This is a genomic window from Bacillus sp. SLBN-46 (genome assembly GCF_031453555.1).
Taxonomy (GTDB): Bacteria; Bacillota; Bacilli; order Bacillales; family Cytobacillaceae; genus Neobacillus.
Genome location: NZ_JAVIZM010000001.1, coordinates 596,112 through 621,142 on the forward strand (window position 1 = coordinate 596,112; position 25,031 = coordinate 621,142).

The 25,031-nt window shown below is 44.0% G+C and carries 25 protein-coding genes and 1 pseudogene; 25 read left to right on the top strand and 1 reads right to left on the bottom strand.

Features of this window, described 5'->3' with window-relative positions:
• Positions 1-52 precede the first annotated feature (52 nt).
• A complete protein-coding gene (locus QFZ87_RS03035) occupies positions 53-586 on the bottom strand; it encodes a DUF2529 domain-containing protein (protein ID WP_309867611.1) in 534 nt (177 codons plus the stop codon).
• A gap of 192 nt (positions 587-778) precedes the next feature.
• On the opposite strand from QFZ87_RS03035, the gene QFZ87_RS03040 reads away from it, so the two are divergent.
• From QFZ87_RS03040 to QFZ87_RS03160, 25 genes and pseudogenes are all read left to right on the top strand, one after another.
• On the top strand, positions 779-1,150 hold the full coding sequence (locus QFZ87_RS03040) for a response regulator (protein WP_309857520.1): 372 nt from the start codon (positions 779-781) through the stop codon (positions 1,148-1,150).
• Positions 1,151-1,437: 287 nt separating this feature from the next.
• Positions 1,438-2,295, top strand: a complete 858-nt coding sequence (locus tag QFZ87_RS03045) for a class II fructose-bisphosphate aldolase (protein WP_309857523.1) — start codon at positions 1,438-1,440, stop codon at positions 2,293-2,295.
• A gap of 133 nt (positions 2,296-2,428) precedes the next feature.
• On the top strand, positions 2,429-3,079 hold the full coding sequence (gene fsa / locus QFZ87_RS03050; RefSeq protein WP_309857526.1) for a fructose-6-phosphate aldolase: 651 nt from the start codon (positions 2,429-2,431) through the stop codon (positions 3,077-3,079).
• 273 nt (positions 3,080-3,352) lie between these two features.
• The gene (locus QFZ87_RS03055) at positions 3,353-4,639 is read left to right on the top strand and encodes a UDP-N-acetylglucosamine 1-carboxyvinyltransferase (protein ID WP_309857529.1); all 1,287 of its coding nucleotides are present in this window, start codon (positions 3,353-3,355) and stop codon (positions 4,637-4,639) included.
• Between the two features lie 87 nt (positions 4,640-4,726).
• The gene (glpX, locus tag QFZ87_RS03060) at positions 4,727-5,689 is read left to right on the top strand and encodes a class II fructose-bisphosphatase (protein ID WP_309857532.1); all 963 of its coding nucleotides are present in this window, start codon (positions 4,727-4,729) and stop codon (positions 5,687-5,689) included.
• A 260-nt stretch (positions 5,690-5,949) separates the two neighbouring features.
• Entirely contained in the window at positions 5,950-7,215 is a 1,266-nt protein-coding gene (gene rho / locus QFZ87_RS03065) for a transcription termination factor Rho (RefSeq protein WP_309857536.1), read from the top strand.
• A gap of 204 nt (positions 7,216-7,419) precedes the next feature.
• Positions 7,420-7,632: a 50S ribosomal protein L31 gene (gene rpmE / locus QFZ87_RS03070; RefSeq protein ID WP_308081800.1), complete on the top strand. Its 213-nt coding sequence runs from the start codon at positions 7,420-7,422 to the stop codon at positions 7,630-7,632.
• 221 nt (positions 7,633-7,853) lie between these two features.
• The gene (locus QFZ87_RS03075; protein WP_308081801.1) at positions 7,854-8,471 is read left to right on the top strand and encodes a thymidine kinase; all 618 of its coding nucleotides are present in this window, start codon (positions 7,854-7,856) and stop codon (positions 8,469-8,471) included.
• Positions 8,472-8,609: 138 nt separating this feature from the next.
• Positions 8,610-8,978 (top strand): FixH family protein, encoded by a 369-nt coding sequence (locus tag QFZ87_RS03080; protein WP_309857540.1) that lies wholly within the window; start codon positions 8,610-8,612, stop codon positions 8,976-8,978.
• 84 nt (positions 8,979-9,062) lie between these two features.
• The gene (locus QFZ87_RS03085; protein WP_309857543.1) at positions 9,063-9,653 is read left to right on the top strand and encodes a hypothetical protein; all 591 of its coding nucleotides are present in this window, start codon (positions 9,063-9,065) and stop codon (positions 9,651-9,653) included.
• Between the two features lie 95 nt (positions 9,654-9,748).
• Positions 9,749-10,216, top strand: coding sequence for a GNAT family N-acetyltransferase (locus tag QFZ87_RS03090; RefSeq protein ID WP_309857546.1), 468 nt, complete (start codon positions 9,749-9,751; stop codon positions 10,214-10,216).
• A gap of 154 nt (positions 10,217-10,370) precedes the next feature.
• Positions 10,371-11,444 (top strand): peptide chain release factor 1, encoded by a 1,074-nt coding sequence (gene prfA / locus QFZ87_RS03095; protein WP_309857548.1) that lies wholly within the window; start codon positions 10,371-10,373, stop codon positions 11,442-11,444.
• Complete coding sequence (gene prmC, locus QFZ87_RS03100) at positions 11,437-12,300, top strand: peptide chain release factor N(5)-glutamine methyltransferase (protein ID WP_309857551.1); 864 nt, start codon at positions 11,437-11,439, stop codon at positions 12,298-12,300. The genes prfA and prmC overlap by 8 nt, the downstream gene beginning before the upstream one ends.
• A gap of 29 nt (positions 12,301-12,329) precedes the next feature.
• On the top strand, positions 12,330-13,256 hold the full coding sequence (spoIIR, locus tag QFZ87_RS03105; RefSeq protein ID WP_396133890.1) for a stage II sporulation protein R: 927 nt from the start codon (positions 12,330-12,332) through the stop codon (positions 13,254-13,256).
• Between the two features lie 131 nt (positions 13,257-13,387).
• The gene (locus tag QFZ87_RS03110) at positions 13,388-13,834 is read left to right on the top strand and encodes a GNAT family N-acetyltransferase (protein ID WP_309857553.1); all 447 of its coding nucleotides are present in this window, start codon (positions 13,388-13,390) and stop codon (positions 13,832-13,834) included.
• A 184-nt stretch (positions 13,835-14,018) separates the two neighbouring features.
• Positions 14,019-15,062 (top strand): L-threonylcarbamoyladenylate synthase, encoded by a 1,044-nt coding sequence (locus QFZ87_RS03115; protein WP_309857555.1) that lies wholly within the window; start codon positions 14,019-14,021, stop codon positions 15,060-15,062.
• 129 nt (positions 15,063-15,191) lie between these two features.
• Positions 15,192-15,750: pseudogene (locus QFZ87_RS03120) on the top strand (manganese efflux pump MntP).
• A 130-nt stretch (positions 15,751-15,880) separates the two neighbouring features.
• Positions 15,881-17,362 (top strand): C39 family peptidase, encoded by a 1,482-nt coding sequence (locus tag QFZ87_RS03125; protein ID WP_309857559.1) that lies wholly within the window; start codon positions 15,881-15,883, stop codon positions 17,360-17,362.
• A gap of 21 nt (positions 17,363-17,383) precedes the next feature.
• The gene (locus tag QFZ87_RS03130; RefSeq protein ID WP_309857562.1) at positions 17,384-17,857 is read left to right on the top strand and encodes a low molecular weight protein arginine phosphatase; all 474 of its coding nucleotides are present in this window, start codon (positions 17,384-17,386) and stop codon (positions 17,855-17,857) included.
• A 100-nt stretch (positions 17,858-17,957) separates the two neighbouring features.
• Positions 17,958-18,404 (top strand): ribose 5-phosphate isomerase B, encoded by a 447-nt coding sequence (gene rpiB / locus QFZ87_RS03135; protein WP_309857564.1) that lies wholly within the window; start codon positions 17,958-17,960, stop codon positions 18,402-18,404.
• 94 nt (positions 18,405-18,498) lie between these two features.
• Positions 18,499-19,065, top strand: coding sequence for a TIGR01440 family protein (locus QFZ87_RS03140; RefSeq protein WP_309857566.1), 567 nt, complete (start codon positions 18,499-18,501; stop codon positions 19,063-19,065).
• A 187-nt stretch (positions 19,066-19,252) separates the two neighbouring features.
• Positions 19,253-20,494: a serine hydroxymethyltransferase gene (glyA, locus tag QFZ87_RS03145; RefSeq protein WP_309857568.1), complete on the top strand. Its 1,242-nt coding sequence runs from the start codon at positions 19,253-19,255 to the stop codon at positions 20,492-20,494.
• A 172-nt stretch (positions 20,495-20,666) separates the two neighbouring features.
• Complete coding sequence (gene upp, locus QFZ87_RS03150) at positions 20,667-21,296, top strand: uracil phosphoribosyltransferase (protein ID WP_309857575.1); 630 nt, start codon at positions 20,667-20,669, stop codon at positions 21,294-21,296.
• 368 nt (positions 21,297-21,664) lie between these two features.
• Positions 21,665-22,678, top strand: coding sequence for a nuclease-related domain-containing protein (locus QFZ87_RS03155; protein ID WP_309857577.1), 1,014 nt, complete (start codon positions 21,665-21,667; stop codon positions 22,676-22,678).
• Positions 22,678-24,900, top strand: a complete 2,223-nt coding sequence (locus QFZ87_RS03160) for a S8 family serine peptidase (protein ID WP_309857579.1) — start codon at positions 22,678-22,680, stop codon at positions 24,898-24,900. The genes QFZ87_RS03155 and QFZ87_RS03160 overlap by 1 nt, the downstream gene beginning before the upstream one ends.
• The last annotated feature ends 131 nt before the right edge of the window (positions 24,901-25,031 follow it).

A 25,031-nucleotide genomic window follows, 5' to 3' on the forward strand; every position in this document is an offset into this window, starting at 1 on the left:
GATGAGCCAAACATAAAAACACCAACAAAAAAACGGCCCCAAACAAGGCCGTTTACTCAAAATATTCCGCTAAAATCTCATCAATCGTAAATTTTAACCCAAAATAGACGTACAAGGCTGCCATCGACGACGGATAACCGAAGCGATTACCTAAATCATCCGGCAACAAGCCCTTTTTTAACCGTAAATCAATATGTACATCTGCTAAACTTGCTAAATCGCCTGTACCAACTTCCTCCATAACCGTAGAAACAGCTACAAAGGGGATGCCTTTTTCCTGCAAAGCCACAGCAACCGCAACCGCGGCTTCATCCATGGAAGTGCGGCTAAACAAGATGACGCGGTCCGCATCGCTTAGCTCGTCCACTTGCTCAAGCGATAACGCCTTCGCATTCTTAAGCGGCTCCGCGCCTTCTAACGCTTCAAATTCTACGGCCTTCATTTCAGCCCCACCAAAAATATATATAGACCCATCGCCAACAGGTGCTTGGGCCAGCAATCTGGCACCATCCTCGAACGCAAATTCTTCTTTTTCCTCGATCCGCTTGAACAAGCCTGTTAATTGGGTAGTAAACATTTTTAACATAGTAACCCTCCTTATCACGCCTCCTATTATAGACTTTTTTACCATAATGTAAAATTAGGAAAAAATTACCACAAAAATCAATGCCCAGCTAGCAAAATACAAGAAGGAAAATGATAACCTCTGTCGAATAGGTATAAGGATATGTATAGATAAATGAATCAAAATAAAATAACCAAGGAAGAGGTGGAAGGTATGAAAGAGAAAATTTTAATTGTAGACGACCAATTTGGCATTCGAATTTTGCTAAATGAGGTGTTCCAAAAGGAAGGGTACCAGACATTTCAAGCAGCAAACGGCGTTCAGGCATTGGACATCGTCACTAAGCATGCTCCGGATCTTGTTCTTCTTGATATGAAAATCCCAGGAATGGACGGAATTGAAATTTTAAAACGAATGAAAGTAATTGATCCAGAGATTCGCGTGATTATCATGACCGCCTATGGTGAATTGGATATGATTCAAGAGGCCAAGGATCTTGGTGCAATTACACATTTCGCAAAACCGTTTGATATTGACGATATCCGTGCGGCGGTTCGCAAACATATCCCGCAAAAAACGAACTAAACATTTCAAAATGAGGCATCGACAGGTTGCCTTTTTTTATAAAAAAATAACCTATTAACGTGGTGAAAACGTTTGCTGTGGCTTGGGTGCGCTTTCATTATGACAGTTTACAAAACTGGTGGTTGTTTAATAGCATTTCTCAATTTCTTTTGATATGATACATATGAATCTTAACAGGATGAACATCATTTTTCGAAGAATACATAAACACCTTATGAGAGGGAAACCTTTAATATGGAAAGCAGTCTTTCGAAATGGAGTTCAACCTAATTTAAGGAGGAAAAGAAATGCCTTTAGTTTCAATGAAAGAAATGCTTAACAAAGCGAAAGCAGAAGGCTACGCAGTTGGGCAATTTAACCTAAATAACCTAGAATTCACACAAGCTATTCTTCAAGCTGCAGAAGCAGAAAAATCACCAGTTATCCTTGGTGTATCTGAAGGTGCAGCACGTTATATGTCAGGCTTCAAAACTGTTGTAAAAATGGTTGAAGGCTTAATGGAAGATTTAAAAATCACTGTACCAGTGGCTATTCACCTTGACCACGGTTCAAGCTTTGATAAATGTAAAGAAGCAATCGATGCTGGCTTTACATCAGTTATGATCGATGCATCACACCACCCATTTGAAGAAAACATCGAAATTACAACTAAAGTAGTTGAGTATGCACATTCTAAAGGTGTTTCTGTGGAAGCTGAATTAGGAACAGTTGGCGGACAGGAAGACGATGTGGTAGCAGAAGGCGTTATTTACGCTGATCCAAAAGAGTGTGAAGAACTTGTTAAGCGCACAGGTATTGACTGCCTAGCTCCTGCATTAGGTTCTGTACACGGTCCTTACAAAGGCGAACCAAACCTTGGTTTTGCTGAAATGGAGGAAATCGGTAAGATTACTGGTCTTCCATTAGTACTTCACGGTGGAACTGGAATCCCAACAAAGGATATCCAACGTTCAGTTTCTTTAGGAACAGCTAAAATCAACGTGAACACTGAAAACCAAATCGAATCTGCGAGAGTGGTTCGTGAAACACTTGCTGCGAAACCAAATGAATACGATCCACGTAAATATTTAGGACCAGCTCGCGATGCAATTAAAGAAACTGTAATCGGCAAAATGCGCGAATTCGGTTCTTCAGGCAGAGCGTAATAAAAAAAGGCGCTTTTTGGCACTTTTTGTTGGTTGCTCAACTATGATAAAATTAAACCGCCCTTCCTATGAGGGCGGTTTCAGTGTGTTAAGTGAAAACTGAAAATTTAGTCGAAAAATTGGAGGTTATACCATGAAATTTTTTATCGATACTGCGAACTTAGAAGAAATCCGTGAAGCACATGAACTTGGATTATTAGCAGGAGTAACAACAAATCCATCCCTTGTGGCCAAAGAAAAAGGCGTTTCCTTCCACGACCGTTTACGTGAAATCACCGCTCTTGTTCCTGGCTCTGTGAGTGCAGAAGTCATTGCACTTGATGCAGAAGGCATGATTAGAGAAGGAAAAGAATTAGCTGCTATTGCTCCAAATATTACTGTTAAAGTTCCGATGACTCCTGATGGCTTAAAAGCGGTCAATGCTTTTACAAAAGAAGGAATCAAAACGAACGTTACCCTCATCTTTAATGCAAATCAGGCATTGCTTGCAGCGCGTGCAGGTGCAACATATGTATCCCCGTTCTTAGGAAGATTAGATGATATCGGTCAAAACGGTTTAGATTTAATCTCTACCATTGCAGAAATTTTTGCCGTTCATGGTATTGAATCAGAAATTATTGCTGCTTCGATTCGTAATCCTATTCATGTGACAGAAGCTGCGTTACGAGGCGCGCATATTGCGACCATTCCTTACAATGTATTAATGGGCTTAACAAAACATCCTCTAACAGATAAAGGAATTGAAGCTTTTCTAAAAGACTGGAATTCACGTACGGAAGCCTAATTTACCGCAGTTTTTCCATTTTTGAGCAAATTTTTTTAATATGCATACATGAAAATAGGATTTTCGTGTAAACTAAAGGATAGACAAGCTGTCGGAATTTGGCTTTTAATGTTGGAAAAATATACCTAAAGCCTGGTAGGATGGTACGTAAGGTGAAGATACTTATACCCCAAAAGGTAAGCGCATTCTTATGAGGGAATTTTCACACAACGTATACCGGCCATCATCACTGGACCATTCTTGTGATACATAGGGCTTAGAAGGGAGTCAAAAATGGAAAAACTTAAAATTGCGGGCGGGTATCCGTTAAAAGGGACAGTTCGAATCAGTGGAGCAAAAAATAGTGCGGTGGCATTAATTCCTGCAACGATCTTAGCTGAATCACCTGTAACAATTGAAGGATTGCCAGATATTTCGGACGTGGAGATTTTGAAGGATCTGCTTGAGGAAATCGGCGGGAAGGTTCAAATCAGCGAGGATGAAATGACGGTCGACCCATCAAAGATGATTTCGATGCCACTGCCAAACGGCAAGGTGAAAATGCTTCGTGCATCCTATTATTTAATGGGGGCCATGCTCGGACGCTTCAAAAAGGCGGTTATTGGACTGCCAGGCGGCTGCCATCTAGGTCCAAGACCTATTGATCAACATATTAAAGGATTTGAGGCTTTAGGGGCACAAATTACCAACGAGCAAGGGGCGATTTATCTTCGCGCCGATGAGCTTCGCGGTGCCCGCATCTATTTAGACGTGGTCAGTGTGGGGGCGACAATCAATATTATGTTGGCTGCGGTACGAGCTAAGGGACGGACAATCATTGAGAATGCCGCGAAAGAGCCGGAAATCATTGATGTAGCTACGCTTTTAACAAATATGGGTGCAAAAATAAAAGGTGCTGGAACTGACGTCATCCGCATCGATGGGGTGGACACCTTACACGGTTGCCGTCATACGATTATTCCGGACCGGATTGAAGCTGGCACGTATATGATTCTTGGGGCAGCAGTTGGCGAGGGTGTGGTTATTGATAATGTGATTCCACAACATTTAGAATCACTGATTGCTAAGCTTCGCGAAATGGGTGTACACATAGAATCTAGCGATGACCAAGTGTATGTCGGTGGAGGAAGTAACCTGAAGGCGGTTGATATTAAGACACTCGTGTATCCTGGATTCCCAACCGATTTGCAACAGCCATTTACGACTCTTTTAACAAAAGCCACAGGTTCTAGCGTCGTGACCGATACCATATACGGTGCACGATTTAAGCATATTGATGAACTAAGAAGAATGAACGCCAATATTAAGGTGGAAGGGCGCTCCGCAATCATTAATGGCCCTATTCAGCTTCAAGGAGCGAAAGTGAAGGCCAGTGACCTCCGTGCAGGAGCGGCACTTGTCATCGCCGGCCTTTTAGCTGAAGGGATTACGGAAGTGACTGGACTCGAGCATATTGACCGGGGTTACAGCAATCTGGTTGAAAAATTAAACGGGCTTGGTGCGACCGTATGGCGTGAAGCGTTAACGAAAGAAGAAGTCGAGCAACTGAAAAACACATAAAAGGCGGAAGCGGCGTGTAATATCGTGACCGTTTGAGAGAGTAACCTTCAGAGATAAAACAAACGAAAACATGGGAGATGGGAATCGATGGAAAGAAGTTTAACGATGGAGCTTGTCCGCGTTACAGAGGGAGCTGCCCTGGCATCAGCACGTTGGATGGGCCGAGGTAAAAAAGACGAGGCAGATGGTGCAGCGACAACAGCCATGCGTGATGTTTTTGACACGGTTCCAATGAAAGGTACCGTTGTAATTGGTGAAGGGGAAATGGATGAAGCTCCAATGCTTTATATCGGGGAAAAGCTTGGTACAGGCTATGGTCCACGTGTAGATGTCGCTGTTGACCCGCTTGAAGGAACGAATATTTTAGCGTCAGGCGGCTGGAATGCTCTTGCGGTTTTAGCAGTAGCTGACAATGGCAACCTTCTTCATGCCCCAGATATGTACATGGAAAAAATCGCTGTCGGTCCTGAAGCTGTTGGCCTGGTTGACATTAATGCTTCTGTCTTAGATAACCTAAAGGCTGTAGCAAAAGCGAAAAACAAGGATATTGAGGACGTAGTTGCAACGGTTTTAAACCGTCCACGTCATGAACATATTATTGCCCAGCTTCGTGAAGCAGGTGCGAGGATCAAGTTGATCAATGATGGTGATGTCGCAGGTGCCATTAATACGGCGTTTGATAATACGGGTGTAGATATTTTGTTTGGTTCCGGTGGTGCGCCTGAGGGTGTTATTGCAGCGGTAGCCTTGAAATGTCTTGGCGGTGAAATCATGGGTAGGCTATTGCCTCAAAATGATGCCGAGCTTGAGCGCTGTATCAAAATGGGATTAGATGTGAACCGTGTTCTTCGTATGGAAGACCTTGTTAAGGGTGACGATGCTATTTTTGCAGCAACCGGTGTTACGGACGGAGAATTACTGCGCGGCGTTCAATTCAAAGGCTCATACGGCTCTACACACTCTGTCGTCATGCGTGCAAAATCAGGCACAGTCCGCTTCATCGAAGGTCGTCACAGCTTGAAAAAGAAACCAAATCTAGTTATTAAATAATGAAAATGCACGGGTGTCAGGCACCAATTCGACTTGGTGTCAGGCACCCTTATATTTCTAACAAAAAATTTAGTTGATTAATTTTTTATTCACAGGGTAAAATAGTAATTGTTTTTATTATCTTTAATTTCTGCAATTCTATTCATTTCCATTCTACTTCAATCATCAATTCCTCTAATCTCAATACTATCTAACAGGAAGATCTCCCGCTATGGAAAAGAAGCGGATTTGATGGAAAAATTCAAAAGTGTGGTGTACTAATGGACTTAACAATTTCAAGTTTAGAAAATATGAAGCTGAAGGAACTTTACGAGCTTGCTCGCGAATTTAAAGTAACTTACTACAGCAAATTAACAAAAAAAGAATTAATCTTTGCCATCCTGAAATCTCGTGCAGAACAACAGGGGTATTTTTTCATGGAAGGCGTTCTCGAAATTATCCAATCAGAAGGATTCGGATTCTTACGCCCGATTAATTATTCACCAAGCTCAGAGGATATTTATATTTCAGCATCCCAAATTCGCCGTTTTGACCTGCGTAATGGGGACAAGGTCTCTGGTAAGGTTCGTCCTCCGAAAGAAAATGAACGTTACTACGGCTTGCTGCATGTAGAAGCGGTGAACGGAGAAGACCCAGAATCTGCGAAGGAACGAGTCTACTTCCCTGCATTAACACCTCTTTATCCAGATAGACAAATGAAGCTCGAAACAACTCCAAAGTATCTTTCTACAAGAATCATGGATGTCGTGGCACCTGTCGGTTTCGGTCAAAGGGGATTAATCGTTGCTCCGCCTAAGGCTGGTAAAACGATGCTGTTAAAAGAAATCGCCAACAGCGTTACGACAAATCATCCGGATGTTGAACTGATTGTTTTGTTAATCGATGAGCGTCCAGAAGAGGTAACCGACATTGAACGTTCGGTTGCGGGAGATGTCGTCAGCTCGACGTTTGACGAAGTGCCTGAAAACCATATTAAAGTGGCCGAGCTCGTGCTTGACCGTGCGATGCGTTTAGTGGAACATAAGCGCGATGTGGTTATCTTAATGGATAGCATTACACGTCTGGCTCGTGCATACAACTTGGTCATTCCGCCAAGCGGACGTACGCTTTCTGGTGGTATTGACCCTGCGGCGTTCCACCGTCCAAAGCGTTTCTTTGGTGCGGCTCGTAACATTGAAGAGGGCGGAAGCTTGACGATTCTTGCTACGGCTCTTGTGGAAACAGGTTCACGTATGGACGATGTCATTTATGAAGAGTTTAAAGGAACAGGTAACATGGAGCTTCACCTTGACCGCAGTCTAGCTGAACGCCGTATTTTCCCTGCTCTTGATATCCGTCGTTCTGGAACGCGTAAGGAAGAATTACTGATTCCAAAAGATCATTTAGATAAACTATGGGCAATTAGAAAATCCATGTCTGATTCATCAGACTTTGCCGAGCGTTTCCTGAAAAAACTACGCCAAACAAAGTCCAACGAAGAATTTTTCGCCCAACTTGGGGAAGAGCTAAAAACAAGACGGTCGTAGTCCAATCACGCCCTGGACAAGCCATATTGGGAAACCGCTGATAGTTCCTTTTTCAAAAAGAAACCAGCAAATCCCAACTTGCAAAAAAAGGGTACCCTTGTTATAATGGGTGCAGTGTGTTTTTAGTAATTCAGTGCCTGTTGAAAGACAAGCACCTTATATAACTCTGTTTCGAAAGATTCAGGGCGGAAGGAGATGAAAAGAATGAAAGCAGGAATTCATCCAAATTATAAAACAGTATCGGTGACTTGCGCATGTGGTAACACATTCGAAACTGGTTCTGTAAAAAATGAGATCCGTGTTGAAACATGTTCAGAATGTCATCCATTCTATACTGGTCGTCAAAAATTCGCTGAAGCTGGCGGACGTGTTGACCGTTTCAACAAAAAATACGGCCTTAAGCAACAGCAACAATAATCGCTCAAAACAGGCAAGAAGAAAGTCGGCTTGCCTGTTTTTTATTGAAAAAAATAGGAAAATTCACTTTCCGACGGACTGGTTAGTTCGGTCGATATAGGGTAAAGTGATACTAATAAGAAGGTAACAGAGTACTGTTTAATATAGATCGGCGATACATAGGAAAGTTGGACAAGTATCGTTAAAAAAGGTTTCGTTTTTATAGGAAGGAGATGCCGTTTATGTATTTAATGAAGCAAACCGGATGGGTTGAGGTTATCTGCGGCAGTATGTTTTCTGGAAAGTCAGAGGAATTGATTCGTCGTGTGAGACGGGCTCAATTTGCGAAGCAAAAAATCGCTGTGTTTAAGCCAAAAATTGATAATCGCTACAGTGAACAATCTGTAGTCTCCCATAATGGCTCTTCTTTTCATGCGAAGCCAATTTCCCATTCTATAGAGATTCTTCATCATGTAGAAGCAGATATGGACATTATTGCGATTGATGAAGTGCAGTTTTTTGACGAAGGCATTGTCCGGGTAGTTCAGCAGCTAGCAGATAGCGGGCACCGCGTCGTTTGTGCTGGTCTTGATATGGATTTCCGTGGCGAACCGTTCGCACAAATGCCTGCGTTAATGGCGATTGCCGAGACAGTAACAAAGCTTCAGGCTGTATGCACGGTTTGTGGTTCACCATCTAGCCGCACACAGCGCTTGATTGACGGACGTCCGGCATCATACCATGACCCGGTAATCTTGGTTGGCGCTTCCGAGGCATACGAGCCACGCTGCCGTCACCATCACGAAGTACCAAAAACAGCTTCTTATCGGTCGGTATTACAAGAAGAAGCAACAAACTAGTGGGGACAGTCCCCCGCTGCTTTAAAGCACTGGGGGACTGTCCCCAAAAAAGAGTTCAGGATGAGGTCCTGGCTCTTTTTTGCGTTAAGTTGGGGATAGTATAGTAACGAGATTTTTCATCAGAAAGGAAGTGGTAGGATGAAAAAATTTGCTTTTTTGTTCGTTTATTTCTTATTGGTTTTAATGTCGGGATGCAGCTCAAATGATTTTCAAATAGATCTCCTGACCCCTAAATCGTTTACACCTGAACAGCCTTCTACCATTCAAATTAAAGTCCTGGACAGTGAGGGGAAGCCGGTAACTGGTGCGAAGGTTCGTGCAGATATAAATATGCACATGATGAGTCATGGAGATATTTCCATGAAGGATATGAAAGAAACATCGAACGGTGTGTATACGGGAGTGGCTACCTTCGAAATGGAAGGCGACTATACAGCCACCGTCCAAATCGATGATAACGGTAAAAAGTGGACGGGAGAAAAGAGATTCTCCATTGTTTCTAACTAAGCAAAGTAGGTAAATCTTTGGAAGGAATTCACAACGTAACTTCACCTTCTAGACGGGCATGATAGTAGTAATGGGAGGTGTAAGATGCTGAAAAAGTGGATGTTTCTTTCCGTCATAACGTTATTTTTATTAAGTGGATGTCAAAGTAACCGCGGGGCAAATGAAGAGGCCTATGATTTGAAGAAAGACCGCTCAGCACCAAATTTTATGTCCAGCACCCGTAACAATGCGGATGATCTGGATACGATTGATGATACGGCGACGCCTAAAAATAGGGACATCGTGGATAATATGAGCAACAGCAGCAACGATAAAAATCACCCTGACAATCTGTCTGACCGCGGCAAAAATAAGCGGCATTTAGTGGAAGATGATATCACGAACCAAAATCCAAATTTCCTTGACCTTAAGAGAACGGGGAGTGGCTCGGAAGCTGGTGGCGGTAAAAATACGGGTAATGACACTTACAAGGCCAAACAAGTGATTTCAAAGACAAATGAGTTTGTCACTGATTCTGTTTGGATTAATGGGGACCGTATGTGGGTGTCTGTTTATAAAAAAGGCATGCTTTCTGATAAAGAAAGAATGGATGCGCAAGCACGTCTCCACCGCAAACTTGTACAAGCGCTACCGCGCTACAATATCGAAGTTCGTGTAAAAGAAGACCGAAGATAACATGCTCTGACTTCAGGGCATGTTTTTTATTTGAATTTTTTTCCTATAATTGATAAAATTAGAACAAACGTTCCTTTGGAGAGGGGATTTTTTGAATGCAGCTCTATTTTTATAATGAGAGATTTAAACAGGATATCGAACAATATCAAATAACAGAGGATCAATTGCGTTTTACAGGGAAGCCCTTAGATTGTATTGAGCTTTCCCAAGAGGATGTGGACCGCTATTCCATCTTAGCTATGGATGAAAAACAACTGGTTACGTATTTTGATTTACATAAAAATGAGGGTGTGAAACCATACTCTGATAATAAGAATGCGATATTAATTAGAGCCTTTTCAACCGATTCCCGCCACCTTGGAAAAGGCTACGCCACAAAGGTACTCAAGCTATTACCTGGCTTTGTGAAGGAACACTTTAGTGAAATCAATGAGCTTGTATTAGCGGTGAATCTGAAAAATGAAGCGGCACAAGGTTTATATAAGAAATGCGGATTTATCGATGAAGGGGTACGTAGGATGGGACCAAAGGGAGAACTAATCGTCATGAGTTATTATCTATAGGTGAATTTTGGCAACCTGTTATTGGAGCGGAAATCAACAGGCCAGGTTAGTGAAGCGCATGCTGAAAAATTTTTCTCCCGCAAATTGGTTTTGACTGAGGTTTTCACCTATACTATAATTAGAATGTTATGGACTAAAACTCGAGGTGAATGCTGTGTTTGATCGTCTTCAATCTGTGGAAGATCGTTACGAAAAGTTAAATGAACTTTTGAGCGACCCAGAAATTATTAATGATTCAAAAAAACTCCGTGAATATTCAAAAGAACAATCAGATATACAAGAGACTGTACAAACGTATCGTGAATATAAAGAGGCTCGCGAACAGCTTCAGGATGCGAAAGCAATGCTTGAAGAAAAGCTCGACGCTGAAATGCGTGAAATGGTAAAAGAAGAAGTGAACGAGCTAGAAGCCCAAATCGTGGAACTAGAAGCAAAGATGAAGATTCTTCTTATCCCGAAGGATCCGAACGATGACAAAAACGTTATCTTTGAAATCCGCGGGGCTGCTGGCGGAGATGAAGCGGCTTTGTTTGCTGGTAATTTATATCGCATGTACAGCCGTTATGCGGAAGCGCAAGGCTGGAAAACCGACCTCCTTGATGCCAGCCCAACTGGACTTGGCGGATACAAGGAAATCAGCTTTATGATTAATGGTCAGGGAGCATACTCCAAATTGAAGTATGAGAACGGTGCCCACCGTGTTCAACGTGTTCCTGAAACGGAATCAAGCGGTAGGATTCATACGTCGACGGCAACCGTTGTTTGCTTGCCGGAAGCAGAGGAATTAGAAGTAGAAATTAATGATAAAGATATCCGTTTTGATGCGTTTGCTTCAAGCGGTGCCGGCGGACAGTCCGTTAACACGACCATGTCAGCCGTTCGCTTAACACACATTCCAACCGGGATCGTTGTTTCGATTCAGGATGAGAAATCGCAGCATAAAAACAAGGATAAAGCGATGAAAGTCTTACGTGCGCGTATTTATGATAAGTATCAGCAGGAAGCACAAGCTGAGTATGATTCCGTACGTAAATCTGCCGTTGGTACGGGAGACCGTTCTGAGCGGATTCGTACGTATAACTTCCCGCAAAACCGAGTGACTGACCACCGAATCGGCTTAACGATTCAAAAGCTGGATCAAATCTTGGAAGGTAAACTTGATGATATCATCGATGCGTTAGTTATGGATGACCAAGCGAGAAGACTGGAAAGTGCATCTAATGAGTAAAAAAGGTTTTGAAGCTCTTCATTGGGCTTCTTCTTTTTTAGTTGAGAATGGCCGTGATGAGAATGCAGGGGAACTGCTTCTTCGCCATTTCAGTGGTATGTCGCGGGCGCAGTTGTTCGCGAATATCCGTGATGAGTTAGCTCCTGGTGTGTGGGAAGTCTTTGAAAAAGCAGTCCTTGAGCATGTCGCGGGTGTTCCGGTACAATACATCATTGGCTCGGAAGACTTTTACGGACGTGAGTTTATTGTGAATGAAGAGGTACTGATCCCAAGGCCGGAGACGGAAGAGTTGGTGGAAGGAACTCTTCAGCGAATCAAGCGACTTTTCAGTGAAAAACAAGAAATTAGGCTCGTTGATATTGGTACCGGCAGCGGGGCAATTGCGATTAGCATGAAGCTTGAACAGCCTGCACTAACGGTTTTTGCTTCTGATATTGCTGAAGAATCGTTGAAGGTGGCGCAGGAAAACGCATTTCGACTACAGGCAGACGTCGAGTTTGTCCAAGGTGATTTGCTGAAGCCGTTTATCGGAGGAGCGTTTGATGTGGTGATGTCGAATCCGCCGTATATTCCGACTGGTGATATTGTGACGATGTCGGAAGTAGTAACGGAGCATGAGCCTCATCGTGCGTTGTTTGCTGGGGAGGACGGCTTGGATTTTTACCGCCGCTTTATGGTGGAGCTCCCACGGGTGCTAGCGCCGTGCGCGTTAGTATGTTTCGAAATTGGGGCCGGTCAGGGCGAAGCGGTAGCGGAGCTTTTTCAAAAAGCGTTCTCGAACGTGAAGGTTGAAGTGGTCAATGATATTAACGGCAAGGACCGAATGGTATTTGCAGAAATCGGCTTCGGGGCGTAGTGCCTCGGAGTTTTTTTGTATGGCTCTTGATGGAAAATATCATTTTTTATCATTTTACTAGTTTAAGATTCTGGCTATCTGTCCACAATGAAGATATTGAAGGGACGGTGCTGGGGATGAGAAGCAAGTTAGTAGTTTGGGGATATTTAGTGGTTTTATCGTTAGGGACAATCCTAAGTTTATATATGCCGAAGACGGAAGCTGCAGCGAAGGAGTCGATCGTGATTCCGGGGGAGGCGATTCGCCTCAGAATTCTAGCAAATAGTGATTTCGAATCAGACCAAGCGATTAAGCGCAAGGTACGGGATGCGGTGAATGCGCAGATCACGCTGTGGGTGCAGGATTTGACGTCGATGGAAAAAGCTAAGACAGTTCTTACTTCGAAGCTTCCAGAAATTCAAGAGATTGCGGAAAGGACCGTACGTGAGCAGGGTTCGGATCAGTCGGTAAAAGTAGAGTTTGGCAAGGTTCAGTTTCCAACGAAGCTGTATGGACAGTTTTTATATCCAGCAGGCGAGTATCAAGCGATCTTGATTACTCTTGGTGAGGGTGAAGGAGCGAACTGGTGGTGTGTGCTTTATCCGCCATTATGCTTTCTTGATTTTTCAAATGGTGTGGCTGTGAGTGAAGGGTTTGAGGAAGAGAAAAAGGCGAAGGCTGAGATGGCGCCGAAAGCGGAGGTAAAGCCGGATCAAGAGCAGGCTGGGGCGACGGTGCAGGACCAGAATCAAGAAGAGGAAGAGTTGGTTGATCATAAGAAGTTTACAGCTTCTGAAGAGCAAGAAGTAGTCGAGCACAAAAAAACGAATGTGGTAGAAAAGGAAGCAGTTAAGAAAGAAGAAAAGAAGACGAAAAAGCAAGTGCAGAAAAATGCACCTGTGTACACAGAAGAAGATGAAGAGCCGGTGAAAGTGAAATTCTTCGTATTGGAAATGTGGGAGAAACTTATGTACTAAGCCAGTTTCTAAAAGGAGCTGGTTTTTTATTTGAGAAAAAAATTACTAGATTCCAGGACTAGCCTGTTCTATTTTTCCTACCTATTCATATTAATAGAGTAGAAAAAGAAAATGAATGAGGTGGAAGAGAGATGCAGGCATTAATTCGTAGAGCAAATAAAGAGGATTTAGGAAATGTAAGAGAGTTTCTTTCACGGGCGGGGCTTGGGACGGATGGACTAAATGGTGAGACGATTGATCATTTTCTACTGCTAGAAAACGAGGATGGATCGTTACGGGGGTCGCTTGGCATGGAGGGGTTTGAAGAACATGGGTTGCTGCGCTCGCTGGTCGTGTCGCCTGGACAAGCAGATAAGGAAATTTTCGTCCTTTTTGATCAAATGGTGCAATTAGCGAAAGAAAAGGGGATGAGAAGCTTATTTTTGGCAACAAATAAGAGTGTGGCTCTTCCGTTTTTTGAATTAATGGGCTTTCAACGGGTGGTTCGTGAGGAATTACCAGAAGGATTTTATCAATCAGAGCACATTCGACACGTTTTGAATGTGGATAACTCGTTATTTTTAAAATTTTCTTTATAATTGTGGATATATCCACAAAGTTATCCACTTTTTTCGGAAACTTATACACAATTTGTGGATAAACCTTGTTTTTATAGCCACCTTCTTTTATACTTTCAAACGTACTCGTTCAAAAATCTGAGTCAAGGTGCCTAGAATCGGCAAATTTCGATAAAATACTCAGTTACGATAAAGGTGGATAACTATGAACACAAAAGTCTGGAAAGTGGATAAGTATGTGGATAATCTCGTAAATAATCCACAAGTTGTGGATGCAGCTCATTTTTTAAGTGAAAATGAGGTGGTAGCCCTCCCAACGGAGACAGTGTATGGCTTGGGTGGGAATGCCGAAAGTGATGAAGCGGTAGCGAAGATTTTTGCTGCGAAAGGACGGCCGAGTGATAATCCGTTAATTATCCACATTGCTGACCGGGAGCAGTTGAACCGGTTTGTGGCGGAGGTTCCTGCTAAGGCCGAGATTCTAATGGATGCTTTTTGGCCAGGGCCGCTGACGGTTATTTTTAAAAAGAAGGAAGGCGTTCTTTCGGAGAAGGCGACGGCTGGTTTAGCGACGGTTGCGGTTCGAATGCCAGATCACCCCGTGGCGCTTGCGCTGCTTAAGGTGTGCGGTTTGCCGATTGCAGCACCAAGTGCCAATAGCTCAGGTAAACCGAGTCCTACGAATGCCGTGCATGTGATGGATGATTTAAATGGAAAAATTGCCGGAGTGCTCGATGGCGGCGCGACTGGTGTGGGTGTGGAGTCGACGGTGGTCGATTGCACGGAATCGGTTCCGGTTATTTTACGGCCAGGCGGGGTCACGAAAGAGCAGCTTGCGGCGGTGATTGGTGAGGTTCGGGTCGACCCGGCGTTAACCGATGAGGCAGCAAAACCAAAAGCGCCGGGAATGAAATATCGCCACTATGCTCCGAACGCACCGCTTTATATGGTGTCAGGCACCAGGGAGTTTTTGCAAGGTTTGGTAGAAGAAAAGCGACGGGATGGCTTGCGGGTCGGGGTGTTAACGACAGTGGAGAATGTGGAGTTCTACCATGCCGATGTGGTGTTCGCCTGTGGAAGACGGGCAGAGTTGGAGACGGTGGCCACGGCACTGTATGATACGTTACGCCGATTTAACGAGACCGATGTGGATCTCATTTATAGTGAAGTATTTTCAAGTACAGGTGTAGGACATGCGATCATGAACCGCCTGCAAAAAGCAGCAGGAAATAAGTTAATTACCGAGTAAGCACCAGGATTAATCTCCGGTGCTTTTTTTTTCATTTAGTCAGAGTTCCAATTTCTCTCTCTCGTGACTTCTAAACTGGTTTGGACGTGCATATCATTAGGTTAGTTAGTCCAAGGGGGCGGGGACAGAATGTCTGAATTAGTTGGGGAATTACTTACATTAGTGATCATGGCCTTTGCGCTAGGCATGGATGCCTTCTCGGTGGGGCTAGGTATGGGGATGTACAAACTACGGCTGAGGAAAATCTTCGAAATTGGGATCACCATTGGAATTTTTCATGTATGGATGCCGTTAGTGGGCCTACTAACCGCGTAAATTTTTATCAGAGAAATTTGGCACGTTTGCCAGCTTAATTGGCGGACTCTTACTCATCGTTCTCGGATTGCAGATGATATGGGCAAGCCTGAAAAAAGGAGACGAAAAAGTCATTACGCCGGTTGGTTTCGGCTTACTCTTATTTGCTTTAAGTGTTAGTCTCGACAGTTTTTCTGTGGGCCTGACATTAGGGATTTACGGGGCAAAAATTGTGCTTGTGCTAATCTCCTTTGGAGTCGTGGCCACGGTACTAACCTGGGCAGGCTTGCTGTTGGGAAAAAAGGTACAAGGCTGGCTTGGCAACTATAGTGAAGCGTTAGGTGGGGCGATTTTACTTGCGTTCGGCTTAAAACTGATCCTCCCATTATGGTAGGTATTTACTTACAAATGAGGTAACTCTTTCAAAATTACGGCTCAATTATGGTAGAATAGAAGTTGGTAAATTTTTAACATACCAATCTATTAAATAAGCAGATGAGACGTTTTTTGAGGAGGGGCACAGGTTGCAGCGGAAATTTTGGATGAATCTATGTATTTCATTGGGTGTTATCTCTCAAGCTATTTTTCCAAATCTAGCTTTTGCAGAAACAAGAATAAGTGCAAATGAACAGCAACAAATTCAACTGTTGGAAAAAATAACAAATCAGACGACGGTGATTAAAGGGATTACAATCCCAAATGCCACTGTTACAGTGAAAAATAAGGAAATCCTCCTTGGTTCCAATCAAACGGATAGCGAGGGGAAGTTTGAGATAGGTGTAGAAAGGCAGCCGGCAAACAGCCTCCTGACAATTAGTGTTGATGATGGGATTCATACATATGCAATGGAAATAACGGTAGCCACTACCGGCTGGGTTCAGGAAGCTGGTGTATGGTATTTCTTTGGTCCAAATGGTGAAAAGCAAACCGGTTGGATCAACGATAACGGTACTCGCTATTATTTAAATTCAACGGGTGCCATGCAAACGGGTTGGTTATTGGAGAATGACAAGTGGTATTTTCTAAAAAGTTCAGGCGCGATGGCCACCGGTTGGGCGTATGACAGTGGTAAATGGTATTTGCTTGCACAAAGCGGACAAATGCAGACAGGCTGGCAGTTTGACGCTGGGGCATGGTATTATTTGGCTGGTTCTGGTCAAATGGTATCCGGCTGGCTGAAGGACAATAACCGCTGGTATTATTTAGCGGGTAATGGTGCGATGAAAAAAGGCTGGGTCTATACTGGCGGCAAATGGTACTACCTTGGTTCAAGTGGAGCGATGGCGACGGGTTGGCTTTATGATGGTGGAAAGTGGTACTATCTCAATACAGATGGTTCTATGAAACAATCTAGCTGGATTCAAAGTGGTAAAGACCGTTTCTATCTAGGGACAGGCGGTTCAGTTTCCTCGGTTGTGCTCGATGTTCCTCTTGTTGCACAAATGCCGGAATTGCCACGCGGCTGTGAGGTTACGTCGCTGGCAATGATGTTGATGGATGCGGGAAAAAACGTGTCTAAAATGACGTTGGCGTCTCAAGTGCGAAAGGACCCGACGCCTTATTCGAAAACAAATGGACAAGTGTACTTCGGCAATCCGTATTCAGGATTTGTTGGTGATATGTACACCTTTAGCAAGCCAGGTCTCGCTGTTTATCACGGACCAATTGCTGATTTGGCGGAACAATATTTGCCAGAACGCGTCGTTGATTTAACTGGTTCCAATTTTGAAGAGATTTATAAGCATTTAAATAACGGAAAATCGGTGTGGGTCATCAATAATGTGTATTTTGATACTGTTCCATCACAGAATTGGCAAACGTGGAATACACCTACCGGAAAAGTATCCATTACCTATAAGGAACACAGCGTTCTTGTGACAGGCTATGACAGCCAATATATCTATTTCAATGACCCATTATCTGTAACCAAGAACCGCAAGGCAACGATCAGCGCCTTCAAACGCGGCTGGGTGCAAATGGGCAAACAAGCCATCACCTTTCGGTAAGTAAGTTGGAAACTTGGTAAAATGTTTTATAATAGAGGAAAGGGGGAAGACACATTGCAGCGCATTTTGTTTGTTTGTACGGGAAATACATGCAGAAGTCCTATGGCCGAAGCTATTTTGAAAAGCAAGAGCCTCCCTGGGATGGAAGTCAAATCGGCTGGCATATATGCGGCCACCGGCAGTGAGGCATCCTCACATGCAAAAACGGTGCTCGGCAACAACGCCATTCCGCATAACCACCGATCGAGTTTGTTGACCACAGCAGAGGTGGAATGGGCTGATCTGATTTTAACGATGACCTCCTCCCATAAGTATGCGATTCAGCAGCAATATCCGAATGCCATTATGAAGGTGTTTACTTTAAAAGAATTCACCGGAGAAAAGTTTAACCACGATGTTGTCGACCCATACGGCGGAAACTTGCCAATCTATGAAGAAACATTTCGTGAGCTCGACCAACTCATTGACAAAGCAATTGAAAAATTAAAACCTTAGTTGTGGCAAAGGGCTCTCTTTTTTAAGAGAGCCCTTTATATTTCTGGTGCAGTATGTCAAAATTAATAGAAGGAATAGGTTAAAATAGGGGGATTTTAAGATGAAAGTAGCATTAGCATCAGATCATGGCGGAGTCAATATTCGCAAGGAAATCGCCAGCTTGCTTGAGGAATTAAAGATTGAATACGTTGATTTTGGCTGTGATTGCGAAACATCTGTCGACTACCCGGATTATGCCCTGCCTGTGGCAGAAAAGGTTGCAAGCGGTGAGTTTGACCGCGGTATTTTGATTTGCGGAACAGGTATTGGTATGAGCATTGCTGCAAACAAAGTAAAGGGCATCCGTTGTGCACTTGTACATGACACCTTCAGTGCAAAAGCGACACGAGCACATAATGATACAAACATGCTTGCCATGGGCGAACGCGTCATCGGGCCGGGACTTGCACGCGATATTGCTGAAATCTGGTTGACTGGTGAGTTTGAAGGCGGCCGTCACTCCAATCGAGTAGGCAAAATTACGGAATACGAAAATAAGCAGGCGTAAATAATAGGCAGTGCTTGAGTGGGGCGTAGTTTTGCGCTTAAAAGCAAGGTGGCTTTAAAAGACTTATACTTTCTAAAAAGAAAGGTCGGGTCCAATGATTCAGGAATGGGAAAAACAATTGGAAGCAATAGTTACAGACTTCAAGGAACAGGCTTCATTTAAGCCTGGGCAGTTGTTGGTAATTGGCTGCAGCACAAGCGAAGTGATCGGAGAGAGAATCGGTACCTCTGGAACCCTTGAAGTAGCCGAAATGATTTTTCGTCAATTAAAAAAATTGCAGTCTGAAACAGGCATTCAATTCGCGTTCCAATGCTGTGAACACCTGAACAGGGCGTTGGTTGTAGAACGGTCCGTCGCCGAACAGCGCGGATTCGATGAGGTTTCCGTGGTTCCAGTCCGCAAAGCGGGCGGTGCAATGGCTACCTATGCGTTCGAGCAGCTTGACGATGCGGTGGTAGTGGAATTCGTGAAGGCGGATGCGGGTATGGACATTGGCCATACGCTGATTGGCATGCATATGAAACATGTGGCTGTGCCGGTGAGGGTAACTCAGAAACATGTCGGCCATGCGTATGTAACACTAGCGAAAACGAGGCCAAAGCTCATTGGCGGCGCCAGAGCAGTATACGAACGGACGAATGCGAACGAAAGCTGTTCATAAAGGCTTCTGTTAGCGAGGTCCGGACAACAGGTCCTATTTACCGTCCGAGTAGGAGATTTTTAAAAAAATTTTGAGCAAGCGCTCAACTTTCCAGACTTTATTTTTTACATAGAGAAAAAACGTGTTAAAATAAATAAGGAATTTTCAAATTTTTTACGCTTGCATACATAAAAGGGGGAGAAATATCATGAAGCATTTGTCTCAAGCCGACGAACAGGTTTTTCAAGCGATCCAACAAGAATTAGGTCGTCAGCGGTCTAAAATCGAATTAATTGCCTCAGAAAACTTTGTAAGTGAAGCAGTCATGGAAGCACAAGGTTCCGTTCTAACCAATAAGTACGCAGAAGGCTACCCAGGCCGTCGCTATTATGGTGGCTGTGAGTATGTCGATGTTGTGGAAGATTTAGCCCGTGAACGTGCGAAAGAAATCTTCGGAGCGGAATATGTAAACGTGCAGCCTCACTCTGGTGCACAGGCCAATATGGCGGTTTACTTCACCGTTCTTGAGCAGGGCGATACAGTGCTTGGCATGAATTTATCCCACGGCGGTCACTTAACACACGGCAGCCCAGTCAATTTCAGTGGTATTCAATATAACTTCGTGGAATATGGTGTTGATGAAGTGACACACCGTATCAATTACGAAGATGTTCGTGCAAAAGCACTTGAACATAAGCCAAAGATGATTGTGGCGGGTGCAAGTGCTTATCCACGTGAAATCGATTTTGCGAAGTTCCGTGAGATTGCCGACGAAGTGGGCGCCTACCTCATGGTTGATATGGCTCACATTGCTGGTCTTGTTGCAGCAGGCTTGCATCCAAATCCAGTGCCATACGCAGATTTTGTAACGACAACTACTCACAAGACATTGCGTGGTCCACGCGGCGGAATGATTCTTTGCAAAGAGGAATTTGGCAAGAAGATTGATAAGTCGATTTTCCCTGGCATTCAAGGCGGTCCGCTTATGCATGTAATTGCGGCGAAGGCTGTTGCTTTCGGTGAAGCACTGCAGGACAGCTTTAAAGAATATGCTGGCAACATCATTGCCAATGCGAAGCGCTTAGCGGATAGCTTACAAAAAGAAGGCTTGAAGTTAGTGTCTGGTGGTACGGATAACCATTTATTATTGGTGGATGTACAGTCGCTTAACTTAACTGGTAAGGTAGCTGAAAAAGTACTTGATGAAATCGGTATTACCGTTAATAAAAACACGATTCCATTTGATCCACAAAGTCCATTCGTAACGAGTGGTATCCGCATCGGTACGGCAGCGGTAACGAGCCGAGGCTTTGGTCCAGAGGATATGGACGAAATTGCGTCCATCATCGCCTTCACTTTGAAAAACCATGAAGATGAAGCGAAACTAGAAGAAGCACGCGGGCTTGTTGAAGCCTTAACAAGTAAATTTACACTCTATCCAGAATACTAAACATCACAGAATCGGCCTACATTTTATTGAGGCCGATTTTTTTCTGGTTAGAAGGTTTTTTTCGAAAAATTCCTACTACTAAAAGTAACCGTTTTCCTATTTGCTCATTGCACTTTTTTTCTGTAAAATGAGACGGAGTATTTGATAAATTTTATAAAAAGGGGCGATTTTTTTGGCAAAGGTATACGTCTTCGACCATCCACTGATCCAACATAAGTTGACTTACATACGTGATAAAAACACAGGAACAAAGGAATTCCGCGAATTGGTTGATGAAGTGGCAACTTTAATGGCGTTTGAAATCACAAGGGACATGCCGCTTGAAGATATCAATATTGAGACACCCGTGTGCCAAACAAAATCGAAGGTTCTTTCTGGGAAGAAAATTGGTTTAGTGCCAATCCTGCGTGCCGGAATCGGAATGGTTGACGGAATCTTAAAGTTAATCCCAGCGGCAAAGGTAGGTCACATCGGACTATACCGCGACCCAGAAACACTGAAGCCAGTAGAATATTATGCAAAGCTTCCGAGTGATGTGGAAGAACGTGACTTCATCGTGGTCGATCCAATGCTAGCAACAGGAGGTTCTGCTAATGAAGCGATCAACTCCTTGAAAAAGCGCGGCGCTAAAAATATCAAATTTATGTGTTTGATTGCTGCACCTGAAGGCGTGGAAGCGGTGAAAACGGAGCATCCGGACGTGGATATTTATATCGCAGCGTTAGACGAGAAATTAAATGACCATGGCTATATTGTACCAGGCCTTGGTGATGCCGGTGACCGTTTGTTTGGAACGAAATAAGGATAATTGGGGAAAAGCCGAGTGTTGGTGCTCGGCTTTTTTTTAATTGGTTTTTTGGGGTTGGATTTGGTTATATTTGGAAAAATATCCAATGCACGCAAAAAATGAGCCAATGTTGTCTGAAAATGAGCCAGTCTTCCGGAAAAATCAGCCAATCATAGGAAAAAATGAGCCAATCAACCCGAAAAATGAGCCAATCACAAAAATGACCACCCGATTATCCAAGAAATTGTGTTTACAAACTCCGAATTCCTCCTAAAAACCCACCTTAAATCATCGTTCACAAAATCTACCTACAAAAAATAAAGGATTCTTAGGCTTTTCATTAGAAAAAGGTAACTGTTAAAAAACAAAAAGGAGGAAAATTCATGATTTTAAAGGAAAGACCTGTTCCGATTCAGCTTTTACAGCGGGAGGCACTACTAAGGAGGGTGGACAAAAGTTTTTACCGCTACAAGGAGATTGAAAAGGACTTAATTAATTGGAAAACGGGCTATTCGGGTGAAAAAAATACAGACTATTACTTATCCTATTTACCGGAAGAACAGTTTGGCATTATAAATGATCTCCGGCTGAAAAACCAAAATACATTCCAAATGGACACGGTCCTGGTCTCTCTTATGTTTGGCTTAATTCTTGAAATAAAGAACATAGCTGGGACGCTATTCTTCGATCAATACACTAACAGTGTTACAAGGATCTATAAGGACATCGAAGAAGGCATTACTAATCCTCTCATTCAAGCAAAGCGGCACCGAAATCAATTGCTTCTATGGATGATAAAACATAAGCTCCCACCAATCCCCCTTGAATATTTAGTAGTAATCAGCAGAAACTCCACCGTTTTAAAAACAAATCCAGGTAATGAACATATTTTTAAAAATATTATTTATGCAGAGTGTTTAGAGGAGAAAATCAGTCAGCTTGCAACGAAATACCAAGCACCTATCCTAAAAAGCAAAACCTACAATAAACTGACACAGCTTCTGTTATCAGAACATATCCCCGCATATCCTGAAATTCTGAGAATGTATGGTATTATCCGAAATGAGATTGTCCCTGGTGTTCAATGCCCAACCTGCAAAAGGATACCGATGTTGAGAGTGTCAGCATCATGGTATTGCTCCTATTGCAAGACCTACTCTAAAGATGCACACTTCCCAGCGGTAAGAGATTATTTCCTTCTATCAAATGAAAAAATGACTTTAAAACAGTTTCAGGAATTTTTATTAATCGATAAACGCGGAGTAGCTAAGGGGTTACTTCACACACTACATCTTCAGGTCTCTGGCAGCGGAAGAACCACTCAATACTATCTTCCTCCCGACTGCATACTTTCCCCGCTAAATGAAAACGATAGGAAAAAAGGGGATTTTCACTGATGAAATTCATACTTGCTTTGCTCCTTGCCTTTCAAACTCCAAGAATTCTTATTCATCCTCCTATTCCAAAACCTACAAATGAACAAACCGTAGCGATTATCCTTTTGGACCGGCCTCAGTCGGAGCAGGAAATCGCGCAACTCATCCGTCCGTACAGAGATATCAAGCTAAGACGAATCTTTAAAGAGGCAATTGACGGATTTTCGGTTCAAGGTCCCGCCGAAACTATCGCCAAACTCACAAACCAACAGCATATAATGAATGTCTCACAGGTGACCCAGTATCAGGTAGAAACCGAGGAAAGTGTCAAAATAATTGGCGGAGAAGAGGTCCGTAGCTATTTTGACGCAAAAGACGAGCGCCTTACCGGGAAAGGGGTGACGGTTGGGGTCATTGATACGGGTGTCGATTATACGCATCCCGACCTGCAGCGCAACTACGCCGGCGGGCATGACCTCGTTGACAATGACCGCGATCCGATGGAAACCCTCGCTATCGGGAAAGCAACTATCCATGGCACCCATGTCGCGGGAATCATTGCGGCTAATGGAAAAATTAAGGGCGTGGCGCCGGAGGCGAAAATTGTGGCGTACCGGGCACTTGGGCCAGGAGGCGGCGGGACGACCGAACAGGTGCTGGCGGCCATTGATCAGGCAATTAAAGACAAAGTCGATATTATGAATCTATCGCTCGGGAACGATATCAATGGGCCGGACCTTCCGATTAGTATGGCACTCAACCGCGCGGTGGACAAAGGGATTGTGGCAGTGGCCGCTTCCGGAAATTCTGGACCGAATGTGTGGACGGTTGGTTCACCGGGAACGGCGGCCAAAGCGATTTCAGTCGGAGCCTCTACACCCACGATGGAAATACCTTTCTTATTAATAGAAGGAAGCCGGAATAAATATCGAATTCAGCCGATGGAGGGCTCAGCTAAATGGGCGTTAGACCGGTCAGTTGATCTGGTGGATGGCGGCATCGGCAGGAAAGAGGAATTAAGGAATGTTCAAGGAAAAATCGTCCTGATGAAGCGGGGGACGCTGACCTTTACTGAGAAAGCAGAAAATGCCCGCGCAGCGGGAGCCAGGGCGGTGTTGATCTACAATAATATGAGCGGAAGCTTCATTGGGAATTTGGAATCTCCGCTGACCCTACCAGTGGGTTCACTATCGAAGGGTGACGGAGTTATTTTACAAAAAGAAATAAAGAAACAGCGTGTGGCGGCGAGAATCTCGGTGGTAGAGGAGCGGGACCGGTTGGCAGACTTTAGCTCGAGGGGGCCGGTGACGGGAACGTGGGAAATTAAGCCGGACATTGTTGCACCGGGGGTAGCCATTAATTCGACGATTCCAGGCGGCTATTTGTCTTTGCAGGGTACGAGTATGGCGGCACCGCATGTGGCCGGGGCCTGTGCGTTAATTAAGCAGGCGCACCCGGACTGGACGCCGGTGCAAATTAAAGCAGCGTTGATGAACACGGCAAAACCGCTTGTGAAGAGGGAGCGCGGACAAATGAGGTCTACTGCTGATGAGAGTCTTGGGTTTTACCGAACGTACGAACAGGGGGCCGGCCGCATTCAAGTAGATGAAGCGATTAAGGCGACCTCGCTTGTTTCGCCGAGCAGTATGAGGTTTGGGAAATATAGTGACGATCATGATGTACATCAGGCCACACTGCATGTGGAAAATAGGAGTTCGGAAACGCAGCGGTATTCCTTTTCGATTCCGCAGAGGATGGAGGGGCTGAGCTGGAGGTTCCCGCTGTCGTTCACGCTTGGGCCGAAGGAGTCGAAAGAGGTGACGGTTGAGTTAATGGTCGACCCGAAAGTGTTTTTGCGAAAAGTACATGACGGTTATATTCAAATGCAGGCCGGTTCATCGACGATTCACATTCCGTATTTGTATGTACTAGAGGAGCCGGGATACCCACGGGTGATGGGATTTGATTTTGGTGAAAGCGATCATCGTGGACAGTATCGGTATGAGGTGTATTTACCTGGCGGCGCAGAGGAGTTTGGAATTGCCCTGTTTAACCCAGAGGATTACCGATTTGTTGGCTTTTTGGATACGAAGACAAATGTGAAAAAAGGGTTAACCCGGAAAGTGATTCAGGCTGATCAGCTGCCGGAAGATGGGACGTACCTCGTGAAGGTGTTTGCTAAAAAGGCTGGGAAGGAAGATTTTATCGAGCGGATGATCGTCATCGAGAGGGAAAAAGAGTAAAATGTGCGAGTGAATGGGCAAGCCAAAATCCGGACGGCTTGTCCACCCCGTTAATCACGGATATCCGCCTCCTGTGACAATGTTCACAAAATAGACACAAAATGGTCAAAAAAAGTTTAAAAAATCCACTA

Bases quoted from the DNA above. Each gene is read 5' to 3' on its own strand.
- QFZ87_RS03035 (WP_309867611.1), bottom strand. From the start codon at position 586: ATGTTAAAAATGTTTACTACCCAATTAACAGGCTTGTTCAAGCGGATC.
- glyA (WP_309857568.1), top strand. From the start codon at position 19,253: ATGAAGCATTTGTCTCAAGCCGACGAACAGGTTTTTCAAGCGATCCAA.
- QFZ87_RS03115 (WP_309857555.1), top strand. From the start codon at position 14,019: ATGAACACAAAAGTCTGGAAAGTGGATAAGTATGTGGATAATCTCGTA.
- QFZ87_RS03130 (WP_309857562.1), top strand. From the start codon at position 17,384: ATGTTTTATAATAGAGGAAAGGGGGAAGACACATTGCAGCGCATTTTG.
- spoIIR (WP_396133890.1), top strand. From the start codon at position 12,330: ATGGAAAATATCATTTTTTATCATTTTACTAGTTTAAGATTCTGGCTA.
- QFZ87_RS03140 (WP_309857566.1), top strand. From the start codon at position 18,499: ATGATTCAGGAATGGGAAAAACAATTGGAAGCAATAGTTACAGACTTC.
- QFZ87_RS03110 (WP_309857553.1), top strand. From the start codon at position 13,388: ATGCAGGCATTAATTCGTAGAGCAAATAAAGAGGATTTAGGAAATGTA.
- glpX (WP_309857532.1), top strand. From the start codon at position 4,727: ATGGAAAGAAGTTTAACGATGGAGCTTGTCCGCGTTACAGAGGGAGCT.
- QFZ87_RS03080 (WP_309857540.1), top strand. From the start codon at position 8,610: ATGAAAAAATTTGCTTTTTTGTTCGTTTATTTCTTATTGGTTTTAATG.
- QFZ87_RS03090 (WP_309857546.1), top strand. From the start codon at position 9,749: ATGCAGCTCTATTTTTATAATGAGAGATTTAAACAGGATATCGAACAA.
- QFZ87_RS03075 (WP_308081801.1), top strand. From the start codon at position 7,854: ATGTATTTAATGAAGCAAACCGGATGGGTTGAGGTTATCTGCGGCAGT.
- rpiB (WP_309857564.1), top strand. From the start codon at position 17,958: ATGAAAGTAGCATTAGCATCAGATCATGGCGGAGTCAATATTCGCAAG.
- QFZ87_RS03045 (WP_309857523.1), top strand. From the start codon at position 1,438: ATGCCTTTAGTTTCAATGAAAGAAATGCTTAACAAAGCGAAAGCAGAA.
- QFZ87_RS03040 (WP_309857520.1), top strand. From the start codon at position 779: ATGAAAGAGAAAATTTTAATTGTAGACGACCAATTTGGCATTCGAATT.
- rho (WP_309857536.1), top strand. From the start codon at position 5,950: ATGGACTTAACAATTTCAAGTTTAGAAAATATGAAGCTGAAGGAACTT.
- QFZ87_RS03155 (WP_309857577.1), top strand. From the start codon at position 21,665: ATGATTTTAAAGGAAAGACCTGTTCCGATTCAGCTTTTACAGCGGGAG.
- QFZ87_RS03160 (WP_309857579.1), top strand. From the start codon at position 22,678: ATGAAATTCATACTTGCTTTGCTCCTTGCCTTTCAAACTCCAAGAATT.
- prmC (WP_309857551.1), top strand. From the start codon at position 11,437: ATGAGTAAAAAAGGTTTTGAAGCTCTTCATTGGGCTTCTTCTTTTTTA.
- QFZ87_RS03055 (WP_309857529.1), top strand. From the start codon at position 3,353: ATGGAAAAACTTAAAATTGCGGGCGGGTATCCGTTAAAAGGGACAGTT.
- rpmE (WP_308081800.1), top strand. From the start codon at position 7,420: ATGAAAGCAGGAATTCATCCAAATTATAAAACAGTATCGGTGACTTGC.
- fsa (WP_309857526.1), top strand. From the start codon at position 2,429: ATGAAATTTTTTATCGATACTGCGAACTTAGAAGAAATCCGTGAAGCA.
- QFZ87_RS03085 (WP_309857543.1), top strand. From the start codon at position 9,063: ATGCTGAAAAAGTGGATGTTTCTTTCCGTCATAACGTTATTTTTATTA.